General features: G+C 36.0%; 7 protein-coding genes. All 7 read right to left on the bottom strand.

What is annotated here, in order from left to right; genetic code table 11:
• Window positions 1-70: 70 nt before the first annotated feature.
• The 7 genes from FBR08_RS12370 to FBR08_RS12340 all read right to left on the bottom strand — a co-directional run bounded on the left by FBR08_RS12370 (window position 71) and on the right by FBR08_RS12340 (window position 21,117).
• Window positions 71-5,113, bottom strand: coding sequence for a hypothetical protein (locus FBR08_RS12370; protein WP_158962999.1), 5,043 nt, complete (start codon window positions 5,111-5,113; stop codon window positions 71-73).
• Between the two features lie 1,088 nt (window positions 5,114-6,201).
• Complete coding sequence (locus tag FBR08_RS12365; protein WP_158962998.1) at window positions 6,202-8,151, bottom strand: OmpA family protein; 1,950 nt, start codon at window positions 8,149-8,151, stop codon at window positions 6,202-6,204.
• Window positions 8,152-8,163: 12 nt separating this feature from the next.
• Window positions 8,164-9,096: a PorP/SprF family type IX secretion system membrane protein gene (locus tag FBR08_RS12360; RefSeq protein WP_158962997.1), complete on the bottom strand. Its 933-nt coding sequence runs from the start codon at window positions 9,094-9,096 to the stop codon at window positions 8,164-8,166.
• Between the two features lie 11 nt (window positions 9,097-9,107).
• Window positions 9,108-10,415, bottom strand: coding sequence for a gliding motility-associated C-terminal domain-containing protein (locus tag FBR08_RS12355; RefSeq protein WP_158962996.1), 1,308 nt, complete (start codon window positions 10,413-10,415; stop codon window positions 9,108-9,110).
• A gap of 115 nt (window positions 10,416-10,530) precedes the next feature.
• Window positions 10,531-13,131 (bottom strand): hypothetical protein, encoded by a 2,601-nt coding sequence (locus FBR08_RS12350; protein ID WP_158962995.1) that lies wholly within the window; start codon window positions 13,129-13,131, stop codon window positions 10,531-10,533.
• Window positions 13,132-13,193: 62 nt separating this feature from the next.
• On the bottom strand, window positions 13,194-15,680 hold the full coding sequence (locus FBR08_RS12345) for a hypothetical protein (RefSeq protein WP_158962994.1): 2,487 nt from the start codon (window positions 15,678-15,680) through the stop codon (window positions 13,194-13,196).
• Window positions 15,681-15,708: 28 nt separating this feature from the next.
• Window positions 15,709-21,117 carry a hypothetical protein gene (locus tag FBR08_RS12340; protein WP_158962993.1) on the bottom strand — a complete coding sequence of 1,803 codons (5,409 nt, stop codon included), beginning with the start codon at window positions 21,115-21,117 and terminating at the stop codon, window positions 15,709-15,711.
• Window positions 21,118-21,648 lie beyond the last annotated feature (531 nt).

The raw sequence follows: 21,648 nt of genomic DNA, 5'->3' as shown, positions 1-21,648 counted from the left end.
TTTGATCAATACACTTTTGTTTTTAGACTAACCTTAGCTGTAAAAACAACTAAGGTTTTTTGTGTTTTGATTACTTGATTACAAATACAATATTCATATATGAGCTTGGCGTAGCGCCTGCTTTTACAGTATAAGTTAATTTTCCATCTGCACTAATAACAAGATTTTCAAAAACATCCTCATCAAAATATGTCACATAATAGTACAATTCATGATTTTCAAACACTGCAATATCTGCTGGTGCTCCAGCACTTCCAACAATTCCACCACCATATTGTATTGGTGTTGTACCTGCTGGTCCATGTGAAATAGGATACGGTACAGGACTGTTTGAATTGGCGGATCCACCAGTAAACTGGTTCACATATTCTTCGTATAAATCACGTGTTGCAGTTCCCGTTGCAGCAGTATCAAAAATAACAGCTGGCATATAGAAGAATTGAGGAGCCATTTTTCCTTGATCTTTCCATACTGGTTTTTTGTCTGCTCCCGTAACTAATACTTGATTGGCATTAGCCTCTGCCAAGTCAATTGGTTGAATCGTACCATCTTTGATATGTTCTGTTGTGATAACATCCTGGTTTAACGATAACTTCAGCGATTTTAACACTGCTTTTTCTACGCTATTCGAAGTAGTTCCTCCATGTACTGTTACCCCTATAACCCCGTCAGTTTCAAGCGTTTCTCCGTTATTTTGAACTAATTCTTTTAATGTAATTTCTTTTGTTTCATATACATCTCCATTCTTAATAGTTACATAGAACTTGTCATCTTTATACGTAACATTGCCCTCTACCTCTTCGGTGATATATTTATTCAATATATTTTTAACTTCCTCGTTTTTAATGATTTCTTCGAAGTTGTTTTGAACATCCGAAACTATATTGATTGTAACTCCAGCTCCACCTGTTTTGATAGCCTCTTCATTCTTATACACATAAACACCTCTTACTGAAGGAATTAAAACTGTATTAGTTTCTTTCGCTTTAATTTCCTCTGTAATATTGAAGCTATTGGTAGCGGTTTTGATGATGATATCACCATTATCGCGAATCACTGATACATCGCCTGTTGCTATAGTAATAAATTGTTCCAATAAGTCTTTAACTCTATTGTCATTGATGATAGTTCCAAAATCGTTGATGATATCTTGGGTTACTGTAATCACAACATCATCGCGATTGCCTGTTTCGTCCACAAAGTAATACTCAATCATTGTATTGGCATCTACTCCTTTTTCTAATGCAGTTAAAGTCTCGGCAAATGCTATATTGGTTGTGTTTTTTCCATTATTAAATACAAATCCACTTTTCACCTGATCGGCATTGGTTGTAGTATCCGTTAAAATAAGCGTAGATTCGACTGAATTATTCTTGATGATCGTTTGAAAATCCAGATTATCGCCTAACTTAGTAATGAAGTCGTTGTTATTGGCGATGTTTTCAACAAAGGTTTTGTTATTGGCCAATTCCGTAACAGCTAAATAAACGCTATTCCCGTCTGAATCCGTTACAATCAACTGATCGTTGTTCAACGTAAAGCTAACGTTTACCGTATTTAATGCTTCCCAATCAATCTCTTGTCTTTGCTCGTTTTCATCAAAATAATAGAATGAGTTATTCGCAACATCGTAACTTACGTTTCCGTAGGTTCCCTTTAGCATGTTAACAATATCTTCTATAAACTGCTCGTTGTTGGTGATGTGATTGATGAAATCCAGATTATCGCCTAACTTAGTAATGAAGTCGTTGTTATTGGCGATGTTTTCAACAAAGGTTTTGTTGTTGGCCAATTCTGTAACAGCTAAATAAACGCTATTCCCGTCTGAATCCGTTACAATCAATTGATCGTTGTTCAACGTAAAGCTTACGTTGACCGTATTTAACGCTTCCCAATCAATCTCTTGTCTTTGCTCGTTTTCATCAAAGTAGTAGAATGAGTTATTCGCAACATCATAACTTACATTTCCGTAGGTTCCCTTTAGCATGTTAACAATATCTTCTATAAACTGCTCGTTGTTGGTGATGTGGTTGATGAAATCCAGGTTATCGCCTAACTTAGTAATGAAGTCGTTGTTATTGGCGATGTTTTCAACAAAGGTTTTGTTGTTGGCCAATTCTGTAACAGCTAAATAAACGCTATTCCCGTCTGAATCCGTTACAATCAACTGATCGTTGTTCAACGTAAAGCTAACGTTTACCGTATTTAATGCTTCCCAATCAATCTCTTGTCTTTGCTCGTTTTCATCAAAATAATAGAATGAGTTATTCGCAACATCGTAACTTACGTTTCCGTAGGTTCCCTTTAGCATGTTAACAATATCTTCTATAAACTGCTCGTTGTTGGTGATGTGATTGATGAAATCCAGATTATCGCCTAACTTAGTAATGAAGTCGTTGTTATTGGCGATGTTTTCAACAAAGGTTTTGTTGTTGGCCAATTCCGTAACAGCTAAATAAACGCTATTCCCTGCTGAATCCGTTACAATCAACTGATCGTTGTTCAACGTAAAGCTAACGTTGACCGTATTTAACGCTTCCCAATCAATCTCTTGTCTTTGCTCGTTTTCATCAAAATAATAGAATGAGTTATTCGCAACATCGTAACTTACATTTCCGTAGGTTCCCTTTAGCATGTTAACAATGTCTTCTATAAACTGCTCGTTGTTGGTGATGTGATTGATGAAATCAATGTTATCGCCTAACTTAGTAATGAAGTCGTTGTTATTGGCGATGTTTTCAACAAAGGTTTTGTTGTTAGCCAATTCTGTAACGGCTAAATAAACGCTATTCCCGTCTGAATCCGTTACAATCAACTGATCGTTGTTCAAGGTAAAGCTTACGTTGACCGTATTTAACGCTTCCCAATCAATCTCTTGTCTTTGCTCGTTTTCATCAAAGTAGTAGAATGAGTTATTCGCAACATCGTAACTTACGTTTCCGTAGGTTCCCTTTAGCATGTTAACAATATCTTCTATAAACTGCTCGTTGTTGGTGATGTGATTGATGAAATCAATGTTATCGCCTAACTTAGTAATGAAGTCGTTGTTATTGGCGATGTTTTCAACAAAGGTTTTGTTGTTAGCCAATTCTGTAACAGCTAAATAAACGCTATTCCCGTCTGAATCCGTTACAATCAATTGATCGTTGTTCAACGTAAAGCTTACGTTGACCGTATTTAACGCTTCCCAATCAATCTCTTGTCTTTGCTCGTTTTCATCAAAATAATAGAATGAGTTATTCGCAACATCATAACTTACGTTTCCGTAGGTTCCCTTTAGCATGTTAACAATATCTTCTATAAACTGCTCGTTGTTGGTGATGTGGTTGATAAAATCAATGTTATCGCCTAACTTAGTAATGAAGTCGTTGTTATTGGCGATGTTTTCAACAAAGGTTTTGTTGTTGGCCAATTCTGTAACAGCTAAATAAACGCTATTTCCTGCTGAATCTGTTACAATCAACTGATCGTTTTTCAACGTAAAGCTTACGTTGACCGTATTTAACGCTTCCCAATCAATCTCTTGTCTTTGCTCGTTTTCATCAAAATAATAGAATGAGTTATTCGCAACATCATAACTTACGTTTCCGTAGGTTCCCTTTAGCATGTTAACAATATCTTCTATAAACTGCTCGTTGTTGGTGATGTGATTGATGAAATCAATGTTATCGCCTAACTTAGTAATGAAGTCGTTGTTATTGGCGATGTTTTCAACAAAGGTTTTGTTGTTGGCCAATTCTGTAACGGCTAAATAAACGCTATTCCCTGCTGAATCCGTTACAATCAACTGATCGTTGTTCAACGTAAAGCTAACGTTTACCGTATTTAACGCTTCCCAATCAATCTCTTGTCTTTGCTCGTTTTCATCAAAATAATAGAATGAGTTATTCGCAACATCGTAACTTACATTTCCGTAGGTTCCCTTTAGCATGTTAACAATATCTTCTATAAACTGCTCGTTGTTGGTGATGTGATTGATGAAATCAATGTTATCGCCTAACTTAGTAATGAAGTCGTTGTTATTGGCGATGTTTTCAACAAAGGTTTTGTTGTTGGCCAATTCTGTAACAGCTAAATAAACGCTATTCCCTGCTGAATCCGTTACAATCAACTGATCGTTGTTCAACGTAAAGCTTACGTTGACCGTATTTAACGCTTCCCAATCAATCTCTTGTCTTTGCTCGTTTTCATCAAAATAATAGAATGAGTTATTCGCAACATCGTAACTTACGTTTCCGTAGGTTCCCTTTAGCATGTTAACAATATCTTCTATAAACTGCTCGTTGTTGGTGATGTGGTTGATGAAATCAATGTTATCGCCTAACTTAGTAATGAAGTCGTTGTTATTGGCGATGTTTTCAACAAAGGTTTTGTTGTTGGCCAATTCTGTAACAGCTAAATAAACGCTATTTCCTGCTGAATCCGTTACAATCAATTGATCGTTATTCAACGTAAAGCTTACGTTTACCGTATTTAATGCTTCCCAATCAATCTCTTGTCTTTGCTCGTTTTCATCAAAATAATAGAATGAGTTATTCGCAACATCGTAACTTACATTTCCGTAGGTTCCCTTTAGCATGTTAACAATATCTTCTATAAACTGCTCGTTGTTGGTGATGTGGTTGATGAAATCCAGATTATCGCCTAACTTAGTAATGAAGTCGTTGTTATTGGCGATGTTTTCAACAAAGGTTTTGTTGTTGGCCAATTCTGTAACAGCTAAATAAACGCTATGATTCTCAGTATCAGTAATAATTAAAGATTCCTTACCATTACTTGGATCCACTCCAATAGTAAAAGTGTTATTCTTTCTGTCAATAATCATCTCACCCGAAAGTAAAGGTGTCCAAACATTTGATTTCCAATAATAAAATCCAGCTTTCAAATTAGAGTTCCCAATATGGTAAACCAATAAACTCTCCACAATATCTCCTTTAATAACAGAGTGATCGTCAATTGCTACTAATTTAACACGCGGTAACAATACTCCTTTCTCAGTAGATACAATATCTAATTGAGCTGAGCTATTTGCTTTTGGTGTTCCAATACCTACTTGAGCCATTGCAGAACCACTCATCACCAACACGATTAAGGGAACTATTTTTCTTATCATAATTTTATTATTTTTTATTATTTTTTAAACACTTCAAATTTATACAGATTAAACATAATTTAACAATACTATTTTATTTTTGAATATTCTTTATTTTAATAACAAAAAACAAGACAAATAATTATTTAAATTAAAAATAACCAACATATAAAGTAATTCAATAAAAACATCATTATTCGCGTAAAATCACTTTTTATCCACACTACCTTCATTAAAGCAGAATACTAAAATTCATTTTGTAAAAATGAAATCAACATAATCACATTCTGCGTTCTTAGCGAGTTCTAACCAAAATTTGATTTTTATCATTTATTTATACTCCCTTTTCAACTTAAAAAGACATTAAAAATGAAAAAAACGTTAACTAAGCCTCTATCTCTAATTTTTATGGCGTACAAAAACAACAACTTACTAATTACACTACCTCTTTTCTAACATCCTTTATATTCTTTTTCAGTCACCAACATTATTTGAATAGTATATGTTTTTCTGATGCTCTCAAAAAATCAACTATCGTGCCATAAAAATCTCAATTTGAAACTTTTTGTCAAAAAAAGAAACCAACACAATGCATATCAATTAGTTAGATTTTTATAAAAAACATTATTTTTTCAATAATAGTTTAATAAAAGCGAACTTTTGATCAAACTATTTGCTCTAAAAAAATAAGTTTAGTTTAGTTTTCATCTTTTTTTATTCTTTATAAGAAGTTCGAATAACAAGAAGTTCGAATAAAAAATAAAGCAATCCTCAAGTATTGGACTAAACAAAATGTGGAGATAAAACACATCACTCCCTACTGCGTTGTATACCACCGAAAATCCTTGGTTATACACTTAAACACCTGATTAAACAAACAGGTTCTTATAAAATGAACGCCACCGTTCTTGCTGTCACTAATAAATTCCAAATCAGTTAAGCGTAATTTTTTCTTTTGTGTATAAGCCAATCAAAACGTATCAAGCACAAAAAAGTGAGTAAAATAAAATAGAGGATACTTCTAAGAAGCACCCTCTATTTCGTTTTGAATGTATAAAAATACGCTCATGCAATTGGATCAATACGCCACAATTATGCTTAAAAATGAATTATAAATTCAAAATAATAAACTCACTTCGACGGTTTTCTTCGTGCTGTTCATCTGTACAGTCTACTTTATTGCTACAGTGATTGACTAGCTGGCTTTCTCCATAACCACGTCCAGTTAATCGACTGGCCTTCACTCCTTTGCTAATCATCCATTGGATGGTTGCTTGCGCACGGCGTTCAGATAACTTCATGTTGTATCCATCATCTCCACGGCTATCCGTATGCGATCGAACATCAAGCTCCAATTTCGGATGCTCTAGCATGGTATTGACTACCTTCATTAATTCAATGGCCGCATCTGGACGAATCGTCGAGGAGTCGAAATCAAAGTGAATCGGAGAGAGTTTCAATTTCTTGAATAGGTCATCTCCTTTTTCGATGATTTCCAATTCGATATTCACGCGTTGTTGGATTTTTCGATCCACCGCTACAGTGAAATCTTTCGCAAAATAGCCTTCTTTACTCACGTGAATGCGATATTGCTGTCCGCAGGCTAACTTTTCTGAATGGTAATACCCCAGTTCATCCGCCTGTACAACATCGATTTGTTTTTCCATGTGGTCGTAAATAGCAATTTCTACATGGCTAATTGCCTTGTGTGATTCAAGGTCTGTGACCACTCCGTCAATCATTTGGAAACAAGGCTTTTCCACAAATAGATAAACATCATCACTGCCTACGCCACCCGTTTTATTGGAGCTCACAAATCCTTTTTTCGTGGCTGCGTCAATATAAATACCAAAGTCGTCAAACGCACTGTTGATATCCGATCCTAAGTTGGTCGGAACACCCAGTTGTCCGTCGCGATTGATTTTTACTTTGTACAAGTCCAACCCTCCAAATCCAGGATGACCATCACTGGAAAAGTACAACATATAATCACTCGAGATAAAAGGAAAGGTTTCTCGTCCTGCGGTATTGACTTTATCGCCCAAGTGTTCTACGGTTCCAAAGCGTCCCGTATCGTAGAGACTCACGCGAAACAAATCCGACTGACCTAAACTTCCTTGGCGATCCGAAACGAAATACATCCACTTCTCATCGGGTGTCAACGCCGGGTGCGCCGTGTTATATCCATCCAGGTTAAAGGGCAAGGCTTCTAGGGTTCCCCAAGTGCCATCGCTTTGTTTGCGGGTTTTATAAATCTTCAACAAGGAAGACTCCTCCTCGTTGTATTGGGCTTTTTTACCTCCTACACTACCGTTGTTACTGGTAAAATACATCGTATTGCCATCTTTGGTAAAAATAGCAGTTCCCATATTGAGCTCTTTCGAGGCAATTTCCTTGGCAAATAACACGGGATCTCCAAAACTACCGTCCTCGCCAATAGTCGTTGCATACAACTTGGTATAGCGTTGATTGGTCCAATTGTGTACTTTGTTTTTCATCTCTTCACTCGCTCGTGCAGAAGTAAAAATCAAGCGATTGCCCAACAAAGAAGCACCATAATCTGAAGATTCACTATTGGTAGAGAGATTCATCAGCGTAAAACGAGAAGAGGCAATGGTTTGCTCTACCAATTCACTATTGGTGATAAACAGTTGTGCTCTAGAATCATTCGCTTTTAATGCAGCAAACTCCTGTAATACAGCATCTGCTTTTTCCAACTGATTCACCGCTTTGAGCGTTTGACCATAGCGGTAGTAATACTCTTTGTCTAAAGCCCCTATATTCTTATCGGGATAACTCCCTTGAAACAACTCATCGTACCATCTATGGGCTTCGACAAATTTGCCATTGAAATAGTAAGAATCCCCTAGCTTACTCAAAATAGAGGTATTGATCTCGCCTTTTTCTACCATACCTTCATAAAACTTGATGGCATCAACATAGGCAAAATTATCGTATTCGCGATCGGCTTTGCGTTCTTTTCTGGTTTGACCAAACCCAACGAGGCTGGAAAACAAGAAACAAAACAAAAGGCCTTGGTATATATTTTTTCTAATCATATAGGCTGGTCTTTAGAAAAATCGAGGTGCGACTTTTCTCCTGTTGTTATTAAATAGTTCAAACTTCATAAAGATCTCGTGAGATCCCGAGTTGTACTTCGAGAGTTTGCTGGTATCCGCATCGTACGTATACCCTACAAATAATCCGTCCGTGATTTGGAATCCAGCCAAACCACTTACAGCGGCATCCCAACGATACGCCGCTCCTAAAGTAAATTTATTGTAGAACAAGAAGTTAGCCGTAACATCTACCTGCAAAGGAGCACCGGTCATTACTTTTACCAAAGCAGCGGGTTTGAACTGGATATCGCGATTGATATCAAAGACATACCCTCCCATTGCGTAAAAATGAACTTTCTCTTTCATTACTTGATAATCGCTATCGTTGTAAATCGTGCTAGAGAAAATCATAGGTGCAGATAATCCAACATAGGCTTTATCCGAATAAAGGTAAACCCCAGCCCCTACGTTTGCTGAAAACTTATTTTTTATATTGTTTTCTGAGATGGGATCTGTGCCATCATAGATATATAACTTATCGTAATTTACATCCAACAAAGACCCTGTTCCCTTTAGTCCAAAAGCCAATTTATACTGGTGGTCTAGATCTACTGAATAGGCCAAATCAAGGGATAAACTGTTGTCATCCATCACCCCTAAGTGGTCGTTCTTAAAGTGAACGCCCAAGCCTAATCCGTTATCGGTAAGCGGCGTTGTAGCTGAGAGATAAGCTGTTTTTGGAGCTCCTTCCAATCCTACCCACTGGGTGCGATACAACCCAAAGAGTTGCAAGTGATTCACACTCCCTGAATAAGCAGGGTTGATCGAGGCAGGATTATACATATACTGCGTATATTGAGGATCTTGCTGTGCGGAAACGTGTTGTAAACTCAACAAACCTAACACACACATCAAGACCTGCTTTATTGTGTTTCTTCTTTTCATTACTTGTGTTTTTAATTGGTTTCAAGGTGTAAGTTGGCCGCCTTTTTTATCATGCGACTGCCGTTGGCATCTTTGTACTCGTAGGTAATTACGTAGTAATACGTACCGCTTGGCAATTTACTCCCTTTGTCAACTGTGACTTTTCCTTCAGAATAACCTCTAAAAACATTCGTGCTTCCGTCGCCTTTCGGATCGTAATCCGTCGTCTCATACACACGAGCTCCCCAACGGTTGAAAATCTCTACTTTGTTGGGATAGTTCTTGATGTTGTCAATGATAAAATAATCGTTCTTCCCATCGCCATCTGCTGTAACTAAGTTGTAGATTACAATATCCCCATCTAAAATCCAGTCCTTTTTAACGGTTCCCAAAGTGAAAAAACCATAACCTTTTACCGTTCCAATAGTCGTCACTTCTTTGGTAGACATATCGACAACACCACCTTCATCCACCCAAATCTGTTGTTTGGCATCCCAACGCACAATGTGCAATTCCTCTTCAGGATTAGTCAATACAGCTGCAGAAGTTGTTGATTCATCCCAAGTTAAGGTCAACAAAACATCACTTTGCTCGTTAGTACCCTTGTCTACAATCCAATATTCGGTATCGTTGATGCTATTGATCACCCCAACTGTATTTTGACGAGCGTTAAAAAAAGCAGCATCATTATACACGTATTGACCTAAAAAAACATCCCCTACTTCTTTAGATGCTGATATTCGAGCTGGGCGATAGCGCTCTTGATCCCCTATAGGGTATACAAAAATCTCATTTCCTATCTTTTCAATCGCACCCTCTACGTGAGAAGCGTCACCCATATGCTGAGCTGTAGCTCCTTTTTTGAAGGTAAACATCCCATGTGAAACTTTCGTGATGGGATTATATGTCGAATCCACGACAACGATTCCATTTTGAAAATCAACCAAACCAGCTGCATCGATATTGTTTTTTAAATCAAAAGCAACTTTGCTCACTGGGCTATCAAAAATGATGTTGTAAAACGAAGCCAATTGATTTCCAGCAATTTGTTTCGCTCGCTGAGGATTACCTTCCACCGTAAATACAGTGGTCGAAGTAGTCCCTTTGGTGGTAATTCCATAAGCGCCATCGTTGATGAAATCGTGAAAATAAATCACCATGCCATCATTGGTTACATGCCCAGATGCTGTGTTCTCGAAATTTCCCTCTATCGAGACTACGCCTTCTGGAGACACGGAGAAGAGTCCTTCGTTGGTAATCAACGAAGGGGTTTCTTGTCCATAGAGTAGTACACCACTTAAACTGAGTACTGCTACAGTATATAATTTTATTTTTGTCATGTTTTTCTTTTTTAAGATCAATCTGCCTTGAATATACTTTGAGCTAACGTTTGTAAAAGTTAGGGAGGTGCTTGTTAACAATCCTCCCTAAACTTTATCCTATCGTTATAAGATATTACCTTTTATCGGCTTGTTCAATTGCCCAAGCAAATGCATTTGCAGTAAAAACAGCGTTGTATACATCCGTTCTTGAACTTCCATAAGCTGTTCTTGCTATAGGTTGTCCATTGCCATCTACTTTTAATGGACAAATAGTAGAACCTGCCCCATTACTGGCATTATTTGAGTTAAATCCTCCATCACCTACCCAAATAAAGTTTAAGGTTTTATGTTTAAAAATCACTGCATTATTTCTACTATCACTACTTAAAACATCTACATTACTTAGTTGTCCAGCAGGGACACTTGCCGTTGTTGAAGCATCTTCACCCCAGTATTTCCCTCTAATATCTCCAAATGGTCCATTCAATAATGGATTGTTGTTCGTGTTAAATGGATATACAGTTCCTGCTCCACCTGAATAGACGGTATTAATTGAATTATTGAAAACGGCACGCAGTAAATTATTAGATGATTGATCATCTGCTCGGTCACAATAAGCAAGCAATACTCCTCCATTATCTAAGTACTGTTTCAACATAGCAGCCTTATTCACACTGATATAGGTATCATAACCTAAAACTACAATATCCACAGGTTTAGAACCATCTAATCCAAGCCAGCTTCTAAAAACATTTTCTGAAGCAATTCCAGCATTTCCGCCTTGTATAACTTCTGTCCAGCCTTGGTATAGTATGGTACTGCTATCTAAGGTTCCAAAATTACCTGGACTGTAAATCAACTTGTAGGATCCTGTATCTGTAGCACCATATTGTGCAAAAGTATATCCATACGTATTTCGCAACCCTAAGGCTAATACTCGTTTACTTCTGTACATTACCTTCACACGTACATCACACGTAGTTGCATTCGCATTACTTTCTACAGTAAGTTGCATCGATTTGATTCCCATTGCAGTTGGCGTTCCTGTTCCCATTAATTTCACTGTATGGGTTCCTGGAGTTTTGAAAACACCACTTCCACTAAAGGAAATACCGTCCACAGTATTTGTCGTAATAGACCATTTTCCTGGTTTAGAAACAACAACAGTAGTTGATAAGAAATTATTTGCGTGTAAAGGCACACGTACAAAATAATCTCCTGCAACTGAAATCGTATTACAAGTTAATGATATAGCACTATTTCCTACTTTTACAGGAATTTCATAATCACATCCTGTTATTGTTATAGCTTCTTTTGGATAAGACGAATCATACTCATGTGCTCCTCTGGAGGTTACTTTCAATCTCACTACAATATTTTTGTCTCCTACTGTAGGTTTTCCAGTGCCTTCTTTTGGTACTAATATTACATTTTGTACATCATCTCTCAAATCATTGAATACAAAATCCGTTAAAGGCGATTCAAATTCTATTTGCTCCACTTGGTTGTCGTAAATTGAACCTGTTGTTGCCTCTACGACACCCGTTACAATTCCTCGTCCTGGGGCTAAAACTTTAAGAGGAACATGAATTTTATTATCTGCTGTTAACGCAGTAAAATATTCATATACTCCTTCATGACTAATACTAGGAAGTCCTGTATTATTACAATAAAACTCAAGATCTAAGGGTTCAATGCTAACTGTATAAGGGAAAGAGTCCGGTGACTGTCCTAATTCCACTTGAACGTGAGAATTCGTAAAGAATTCTAAAGGTGTATTGCGTGGTACTGCTGGGGTTCCTTCTCCTTTTAATATCACTTGGACTGTTCCGGCAGCAATTTCCGAATTGGTAAGTACATGTCTTCCAGAGAATCGAATACCATTATTATCTAGTGTGTTAATTTCCACAGTTCCTCCCATGGTGATATTAACAAGCGTGGCTACTAATTTTCCACTTCTTGCATTCGTTAGGGGCACACCTATATAAAACTTTTCTATAGGATCTATTCGATCAATTTTATATTTCAACGATTCTTTTTCAACGAAATTATAAATAGTACAAGTAGATTCTTTTCCGTTCAATACGAATTTTATTGTATCTCCTTGACTCGTTGGCGCTCCATTTCCATCTCTGGTATATCCTTCTATAGGCGTTCCTGTTCCTCTTAGTACAATGTGGTAATTTCCTGCTTCAGGAAAAATCCCTGATCCTTGAAAAGTATATCCATTGGGATTCCCACCATTATAAGCCGTTGCTTCTACCTGATAGGTTCCAGGTGTAGAAACACTTACTTCTAAAAAAATAATATGGGCTCTTTCTTTTAAGAAAACACCTTCAAAATAGTTGCCTTCGATTTGAATTTTCGAACACTTACTATCTGGAATAACAAAAGTTGCGGGTTCTATTTCACCGCATAGATTTAACCATCTATTGCGTCCTTGATTATAGAATTCCATACAATCAATTGTTGTATTGTATATCATTAATCCTTGTTGCAAATCTGCTTGAGGAATATTGCGTCTTTCTTCTGTTGTTAGACGAGGAAGTAAAAATCCTCTTTCTGCTGAACTTAAATCCAACAAACTAAAAGGCAATACTTCCGTATTGGTTGTACTAACAGAATTATCAGTCAACTTAGCTCCTAAATGCTGTCCATGAACCGTAGTTAGACTAAAAAAGATAGCTAATACTAGATAATACAATACCTTATATCGTTTCATTTCAAAATTCATATGCTATTTTTTTGATTTAAGAAGCTGAAACTTTTATTGAGTTTCAGCTTCTTTATAATTAGTTAGTTACTCGGTTTATTTTCCTTCACATATTCTATTGCCCAAGCCATAACGTTTGCGTATAATACACTGTTGTAAACGTCTGTTCCTTGATAGTATGGTTTTGCCACAGGCGTACCATTGGCTAGGAATTTTGCTGGATAAATAGTATTACTTGTATTGGTCGTTGTACCAATAAACCATCCTCCATCACCAAAGAAGGCAAATCCTAAGTCGTTGTGTTTTAATCCCCAAACAGATGAAGCGTCATTTTGTTTAGTCACTAACGGAACTAATGTATTGGGTAAATTGCTGTAATACCATCCATTAGTTGCATCGTTTCCGATGTATTTTCCACTTAAGTTTCCAAATGGCCCATTGACAATTGGATCATTATTTGCACCACTCGCTACAGGATTTAACATCGTATAGTGATTATTGTAGGCAATACTACTTGAAGTCAAAGATTCAATAAAGCTCTTTGTTGTCGTATGTACACTATTCTCATCGCTAATAATCAATACTCCTTTTTCCTCTCTAACGAATTTGAGTAACACTTGATTCGTAGCATCCGTAGCATTATATCCAATAACATTAACAATAATATCTACTTTATTTGAACTAATAAAGTTGCGCAAGCTTTCTCCTTGTACAGCAGTATTGACAATTCGAATATTGTTTATTTTCACCTTTCCTGTAGGGCCAAAATTCACTCGACTATTTAAAATTGCTCCCCCTGCATAGGTGTTAGATGTTGAAGGTCCATAGGCATTTGATCCTAATCGCAAGACAACAATATCTCTAAATCGAACATCTACCATAGCCGAACAAGTCGTTGTACCAGCCTGACTATTCGTGGTAATAGCATAAGCTAAATTTCCACCATCTACATATTTTCCTGAAGGTGCTAAGCGAATTGTTTCTCTTCCTTGACCTGCAAACGTACCGCTAGCACTAAAACTAACTCCATTTAATTCGTTCGTACGAATGGTATACGGCCCAGGATAATCTACATTTACTTGTAGTTCCATATAGTGGTTCGCACCTAAATTTGAATCTACCGTATACGTTCCATGTACTTTAACTGTATTACATAGGATGCTATAACGGATGGGTTGCACATCAACCGTAATTTCAGGGAACGTAGCACAAATTGCAGCAGTTCCCGGTGTAAGAGTTGTAAATTTAATCGCTGTTGTTCCCTTAGGGATCATGATCTCATCTGGATAAAGCGTAACAAATTGAATATTATTTCTACTTGCATTAAAAGCTAAATTGACATCATTTGCCTTGAAACTAATTGGCATAGTAGTACTACCACCTACAAAAGTTCCTTTTAACTCTATTGAAGTTGTACCAGGTGCTAAAACTTTCACTGGAATTAGAATTGAATTTACTTGTGACAACTTCGTATCTTCTTGATAATTTCCTCTAATTTCAATTTTGTTGTTTGCATCATCACACACTAACTCAAAAGCAACCGGTTTAACATGTACCGATAGTTTTGCATTGGTTGGATTAGCATTTAAAACTGAGTTTGTGGTAAAAGTAAATACGTTAGGCGTAGACACTGGCGTTGAAACGCTTGGTGTACCCTGTCCTACTACTTCAATACGCTGTCCTCCTTCTGCAGTGAACTCTCCTGATCCACTAAAAGACATTCCATTTACTGTGTTCGTTTGTACTCTCCAAAATCCAACAGTAGTAACATGAACATCAAGTGTCACCTTATTGTCATTGGCATTTAAAGGCACACCAATGTATGCATTCCAACTCGCAGTTACATTTTGTGGTTCATTAATACTGAAATTCAAGTCTGACGGTTTCACCTTAATACGAGTCGTTGTACAAGCCGTACTTTCTTTACCATTAATTGAAAATTTCAGTAAATCTCCTTGAATTTCATTTCCTACTAAAGGAGTTCCTAATCCCTCTAATGCAACGATATACACACCAGGTGCATTAAATGTTCCACTCTTGCTAAAAGAATATCCATTCTCTGGGTTTGGCGTTGCAGTAATATGATAGGAACCTGCTTCTTGTACGTTTAATTGTACATATAAAATATCCGTGTCTTTCAAAAACTTTCCTTGTTCTAAGTAATCGTTCCCTGAAGCACTTAAGTTAATTTTACTACATTCCGTTAGATCTAAGATGGCCGGTGGCAAAGTTCCACATAGACTCAACCAACGATTCCCTTCTCTACTGTAGTAGTTGATACAATCCGTATCGGTATTGTAAATTACCAACCCATTACCGCGAACAACATCTGTAATACTAATTGCATTTCGCTGTATGGTTGTCATACGCGGCAATAAGAAACCTTTTGTAGAACTCTCAAGTTCCAATAAGGTTGCTGGTGCCGCCGTAACCTCACTCTGGGCTACTGAACCATCCTTAATCTTTGTCGTATAAAGATTATTTTGTCCGAATACAGTAGCTATATTTAAAAATAAAGCTACCATCATCCATACTATATATCGAATAGATTTTACATTAATTTTTTTCATCAATAAACATTTTGACTTATACAATTACTTATTTTAAAAGCGCTTCAATGGCTTCTAAACGCTCCGTTAAATCTCTCACTTCATTTTTCAACACTTGAATTTCATCTGCCTTTTGATCTAACTCTTTCTTCTGTTCAATTACGTGTAAGAACAATTCTTCTGTTTTTTCTAGTAACTGAATCGATAATTCTGACACATTAAAAGAATAACCCGATGCTGTTTTTTCTAACTCGCTAATTGGCGTAATTCCCGGTAAGTGTCTGTTTGTCTTAATGTAATGATCAACTGTATTCAAATCATTAAAGGAATAATCATACTTTAACGATGAATACCCATCAAAATAATTTTCAAATACATAATCCGCATAGTAACTATTCGTAGCGGTAATACTACCATTTACACGTAGTCGCTCATTTGGTGCAGTAGATTTTGTTTTGTACCCAATACCTACCCATCCCATGGTGTATATATCTTGATCGTTTTGCGTTGCTTGTACATCACTTCCCGTATACCAAGGCTCTTGCACAAGATCATTGAATGAAATAATATTCGCTACTTGTTCCTCATCCGTGTAGATTAATTCACGGGTATCCAGCTTAGCTTCTAGTTTAGTTAAGCTCTCCGAGTGATCCAAAATATCTTTGATGTAAATGGGACTTTTTGCTCGTTCCTCATTTTCATAAACTAAGGCTTTTCCAACTCCACCGTAATTGTCTTCTAAGGTTAAAGAAGTTACTGTTTCTAGGTTATTGCTTCCGGTTGGTCCAAATAAGTCGGTCCCTTTTATCTCGACATCTACATCTTCCTCATTATTGTAAACAAACTTCGTCCCTTCATATTTTCTTGCCCAGTATTCTCCTGGACGTTCTACCTCTTCATGTACTTCTAAATCCCCATCGATGTAAACAAATACGTCATATTTCACAGGGGTTAGTGTAGTCTTCGTTTCTTTACTCTTAATTTCAGTTGTTAAATTAAAAATGTCAGCAGCCGTTTTGATGATAATATCACCCGCGGCATCGCGAATTACTGATACATCTCCCGTAGCAGTGGAAATAAACTGTTCTAATAAGTTTTTTACAGTTGTATCGTTAATAATGGTACCAAAATCTGTGATAACGTCTTGGGTAACTGTAATTTTCATCATTGCCTCTTCGCCCGTTTCATCTACATACGTATATTCAATCTTTTGGTCCGCATCGGTTCCTTTCGTTATACTTGTTAGCGTTTCTGCAAATAGTTTTGAATCGGTATTTTTACCATCGTTAAAGGCGAATCCAGCTTTTACTTGATTTTCATTCACCGTTGTTAATCGCAAGGATGCTAAGAAGGAATTATTTCGAATTAACTCAGTAATATTGACCTCTTTTTCAACTCCTCCTTCATTGATGATAAAATAAGTATCCCCATTTTTTTCTTCTACTCTAATATTAGAAACATTTTGAGTAATGTATTCATTCAGTATTGTCTGTACGTTTGAATTATCAATAATCTCTTGGAAGTTATTTTGAACATCAGCCACTACATTTATAGTAATTCCCGCTCCATTTGTTTTAATCGCTTCCTCGTTTTGATACACATATACGCCTGCTCCTTGTGCAGTTAAAAGCGTATTTGTTTCCTTCGCTTGGATTTCATCTGTTAGGTTAAACGCATCACTAGCTGTACTAATAACAATGTCTCCATTCGTATTTCTTACCACAGAAACATCTCCTGTTGCAGTAGAAATAAATTGTTTTAATAAATTATTTACGGTTGTATTATTGATGATCTTCTCAAAATCGTTAATGATATCTTGAGAAACTTGAATGGCAATTGGATCGTTTTCTCCTGTTTCATCTACAAAGTAGTATTCTGTGAATCCCTCTGCATCTGCACCTTTAGCCATCGCGGTTAGCGTTTCCGCAAACGCAACTGTCGTAAGATCTTTACCGTTATTAAACGTAAATCCAGCTTTCACTGCCTCTGCATTTATCGTTTTATCGGTTACCACTAAAGTGGCTTCTGCCGAATTATTTTTAATAATGGTTTGGAATTCATTGTTATCTCCTAACTTAGTGATAAACTCATTGTTCTCAACTAATTCTGTGATAAACGTACTGTTGTTGGCAATTTCTGCTACATCCAAACGAACGCTGTTCTGATCTGAATCGGTTACAACTAACTGATCTGCAATCAATTCAAATCTTACGTTAGTTGTGTTTAAAGCAGACCAATCAATTGCGTGTTCAACACCATGCTCATCATAGTATACGAATGTGTTTGTTACTGGGTTGTAATTTACATTTCCGTATTTCCCTTTTAGCTTATTGACAATGTTTTCAATAAATTCATTGTTGTTGGTAATGTGATTGACAAAATCAATGTTATCACCTAATTTAGTAATGAACTCGTTGTTCTCAGCTAAATTCGTCACAAACGTACTGTTGTTCGCAATCTCTTTTACATCCAAACGAACGCTGTTCTGATCTGAATCGGTTACAACCAATTGATCGTTAACTAAAGTAAAACTTACGTTAGTTGTATTTAAAACGGACCAATCGATTGCGTGTTCAACCCCATGCTCATCATAGTATACGAATGTGTTTGTTACTGGGTTGTAATTTACATTTCCGTATTTCCCTTTTAGCTTATTGACAATGTTTTCAATAAATTCATTGTTGTTGGTAATGTGATTGACAAAATCAATGTTATCACCTAATTTAGTAATGAACTCGTTGTTCTCAACTAAATTCGTCACAAACGTACTGTTGTTGGCAATTTCTTTTACATCCAAACGAACGCTGTTCTGATCTGAATCGGTTACAACCAATTGATCGTTAACTAAAGTAAAACTAACGTTGGTTGTGTTTAAAACGGACCAATCGATTGCGTGTTCAACCCCATGCTCATCATAGTATACGAATGTGTTCGTTACTGGGTTGTAATTTACATTTCCGTATTTCCCTCTTAGCTTATTGACAATGTTTTCAATAAATTCATTGTTGTTGGTAATGTAATTGACAAAATCAATGTTATCACCTAATTTAGTAATGAACTCGTTGTTCTCAACTAAATTCGTCACAAACGTACTGTTGTTCGCAATTTCTTTTACATCCAAACGAACGCTGTTCTGATCTGAATCAGTTACAACCAATTGATCGTTAACTAAAGTAAAACTAACGTTGGTTGTATTTAAAACGGACCAATCAATTGCGTGTTCAACACCATGCTCATCATAGTATACAAACGTGTTTGTTACTGGGTTGTAATTTACATTTCCGTATTTCCCTTTTAGCTTATTGACAATGTTTTCAATAAATTCATTGTTGTTGGTAATGTAATTCACAAAATCAATGTTATCACCTAATTTAGTAATGAACTCGTTGTTCTCAGCTAAATTCGTCACAAACGTACTGTTGTTCGCAATCTCTTTTACATCCAAACGAACGCTGTTCTGATCTGAATCAGTTACAACCAATTGATCGTTAACTAAAGTAAAACTAACGTTGGTTGTATTTAAAACGGACCAATCAATTGCGTGTTCAACACCATGCTCATCATAGTATACAAACGTGTTTGTTACTGGGTTGTAATTTACATTTCCGTATTTCCCTTTTAGCTTATTGACAATGTTTTCAATAAATTCATTGTTGTTGGTAATGTAATTCACAAAATCAATGTTATCACCTAATTTAGTAATGAACTCGTTGTTCTCAACTAATTCTGTAATAAACGTACTGTTGTTGGCAATTTCTTTTACATCCAAACGAACGCTGTTCTGATCTGAATCGGTTACAACCAATTGATCGTTAACTAAAGTAAAACTAACGTTGGTTGTGTTTAAAACGGACCAATCGATTGCGTGTTCAACACCATGCTCATCATAGTATACAAACGTGTTTGTTACTGGGTTGTAATTTACATTTCCGTATTTCCCTTTTAGCTTATTGACAATGTTTTCAATAAATTCATTGTTGTTGGTAATGTGATTGACAAAATCAATGTTATCGCCTAATTTAGTAATGAACTCGTTGTTCTCAACTAATTCTGTGATAAACGTACTGTTGTTGGCAATTTCTTTTACATCCAAACGAACGCTGTTCTGATCTGAATCGGTTACAACCAATTGATCGTTAACTAAAGTAAAACTAACGTTGGTTGTATTTAAAACGGACCAATCGATTGCGTGTTCAACCCCATGCTCATCATAGTATACAAACGTGTTCGTTACTGGGTTGTAATTTACATTTCCGTATTTCCCTCTTAGCTTATTGACAATGTTTTCAATAAATTCATTGTTGTTGGTAATGTAATTGACAAAATCAATGTTATCACCTAATTTAGTAATGAACTCGTTGTTCTCAACTAAATTCGTCACAAACGTACTGTTGTTGGCAATTTCTTTTACATCCAAACGAACGCTGTTCTGATCTGAATCGGTTACAACCAATTGATCGTTAACTAAAGTAAAACTAACGTTGGTTGTGTTTAAAACGGACCAATCGATTGCGTGTTCAACCCCATGCTCATCATAGTATACAAACGTGTTTGTTACTGGGTTGTAATTTACATTTCCGTATTTCCCTTTTAGCTTATTGACAATGTTTTCAATAAATTCATTGTTGTTGGTAATGTAATTGACAAAATCAATGTTATCACCTAATTTAGTAATGAACTCGTTGTTCTCAACTAAATTCGTCACAAACGTACTGTTGTTCGCAATTTCTTTTACATCCAAACGAACGCTGTTCTGATCTGAATCGGTTACAACCAATTGATCATTAACTAAAGTAAAACTAACGTTGGTTGTATTTAAAACGGACCAATCGATTGCGTGTTCAACCCCATGCTCATCATAGTATACGAATGTGTTTGTTACTGGGTTGTAATTTACATTTCCGTATTTTCCTCTTAGCTTATTGACAATGTTTTCAATAAATTCATTGTTGTTGGTAATGTAATTGACAAAATCAATGTTATCACCTAATTTAGTAATGAACTCGTTGTTCTCAACTAAATTCGTCACAAACGTACTGTTGTTCGCAATTTCTGCCACTGAAAGATACACACTGTGATTCTCACTATCGGTAATCACTAAAGATTCTTCGCCGTTTTTTGTTGGATTTCCTGCAATAGTAAACGTTTTATTTTGACGATCAATAAACGTATCACCAGAAAGTAAAGGAGTCCATGCATTGGACTTCCAATAATAAAATCCTGCTTTTAAATTAGTATTTCCTATATGATACACTAATAAACTTTCTACTTGTTCACCTTCTATAGGAGAAAATTCAGTACTATTTTTCAGTTCTACTCTAGGCAACAAAACTCCTTTTTTCAAAGCAACTACATCTAATTGAGCTGAGCTCGTTGCTTTTTGAGTACCTATACCAATTTGAGCCATTGCTGAACCACTTAACACAAGGGCAACTAATGGAATTAATCTTCTTATCATATCCAATTTTTTTTGTTATACAACTCCTAAAATATTGTCTTACAAAGTTAAGCACATTATATTATCTTTATTAATGATGCATAATTTTTACAAAAAACATCAACAAAAACCCAATAAACAAAGATATAATATACAAAATTATGCTAAAAAAACATTTTCAACACAATTGATTTATGCCTAATTATTCGCGTAAAATCACTTTTTGAATCTATAAAAATCCAAAGAACAGAATTCATTAAGCTTGTAATAGGTTAGAGCCCGACAAGAATCTCGAAATGAGTAGTCAAATTGAAACAGAAAGAATTAAACATTTCGTATCCTGATTTTTTCACTTTCCAAGGATTTATTATGAAAAACTTAAAAAAAAACGTCAGGTTGGATACTAAAATGAAAAAACAACAAGTATCTTTTCTTTTCCATTCATAATAGGAAAAAAGCGCGCTAATTCATTTAAATTAACATAATACACAACTGTCAATGCTTTAACTATTGAATAAAACGAGATAGAGAAGGAACATTTAGTCCCTTAAG

The sequence above is a fragment of the Myroides fluvii genome, assembly GCF_009792295.1.
Lineage (GTDB): Bacteria > Bacteroidota > Bacteroidia > Flavobacteriales > Flavobacteriaceae > Flavobacterium > Flavobacterium fluvii_A.
The sequence above is the reverse complement of the archived record's forward strand: the minus strand, read 5'-3'. Positions and strand labels throughout refer to the sequence as shown.

Excerpts from the sequence above, each read along its gene's own strand:
- FBR08_RS12370 (WP_158962999.1), bottom strand. The coding sequence starts at position 5,113 with ATGATAAGAAAAATAGTTCCCTTAATCGTGTTGGTGATGAGTGGTTCT.
- FBR08_RS12350 (WP_158962995.1), bottom strand. The coding sequence starts at position 13,131 with ATGAATTTTGAAATGAAACGATATAAGGTATTGTATTATCTAGTATTA.
- FBR08_RS12340 (WP_158962993.1), bottom strand. The coding sequence starts at position 21,117 with ATGATAAGAAGATTAATTCCATTAGTTGCCCTTGTGTTAAGTGGTTCA.
- FBR08_RS12365 (WP_158962998.1), bottom strand. The coding sequence starts at position 8,151 with ATGATTAGAAAAAATATATACCAAGGCCTTTTGTTTTGTTTCTTGTTT.
- FBR08_RS12355 (WP_158962996.1), bottom strand. The coding sequence starts at position 10,415 with ATGACAAAAATAAAATTATATACTGTAGCAGTACTCAGTTTAAGTGGT.
- FBR08_RS12345 (WP_158962994.1), bottom strand. The coding sequence starts at position 15,680 with ATGAAAAAAATTAATGTAAAATCTATTCGATATATAGTATGGATGATG.
- FBR08_RS12360 (WP_158962997.1), bottom strand. The coding sequence starts at position 9,096 with ATGAAAAGAAGAAACACAATAAAGCAGGTCTTGATGTGTGTGTTAGGT.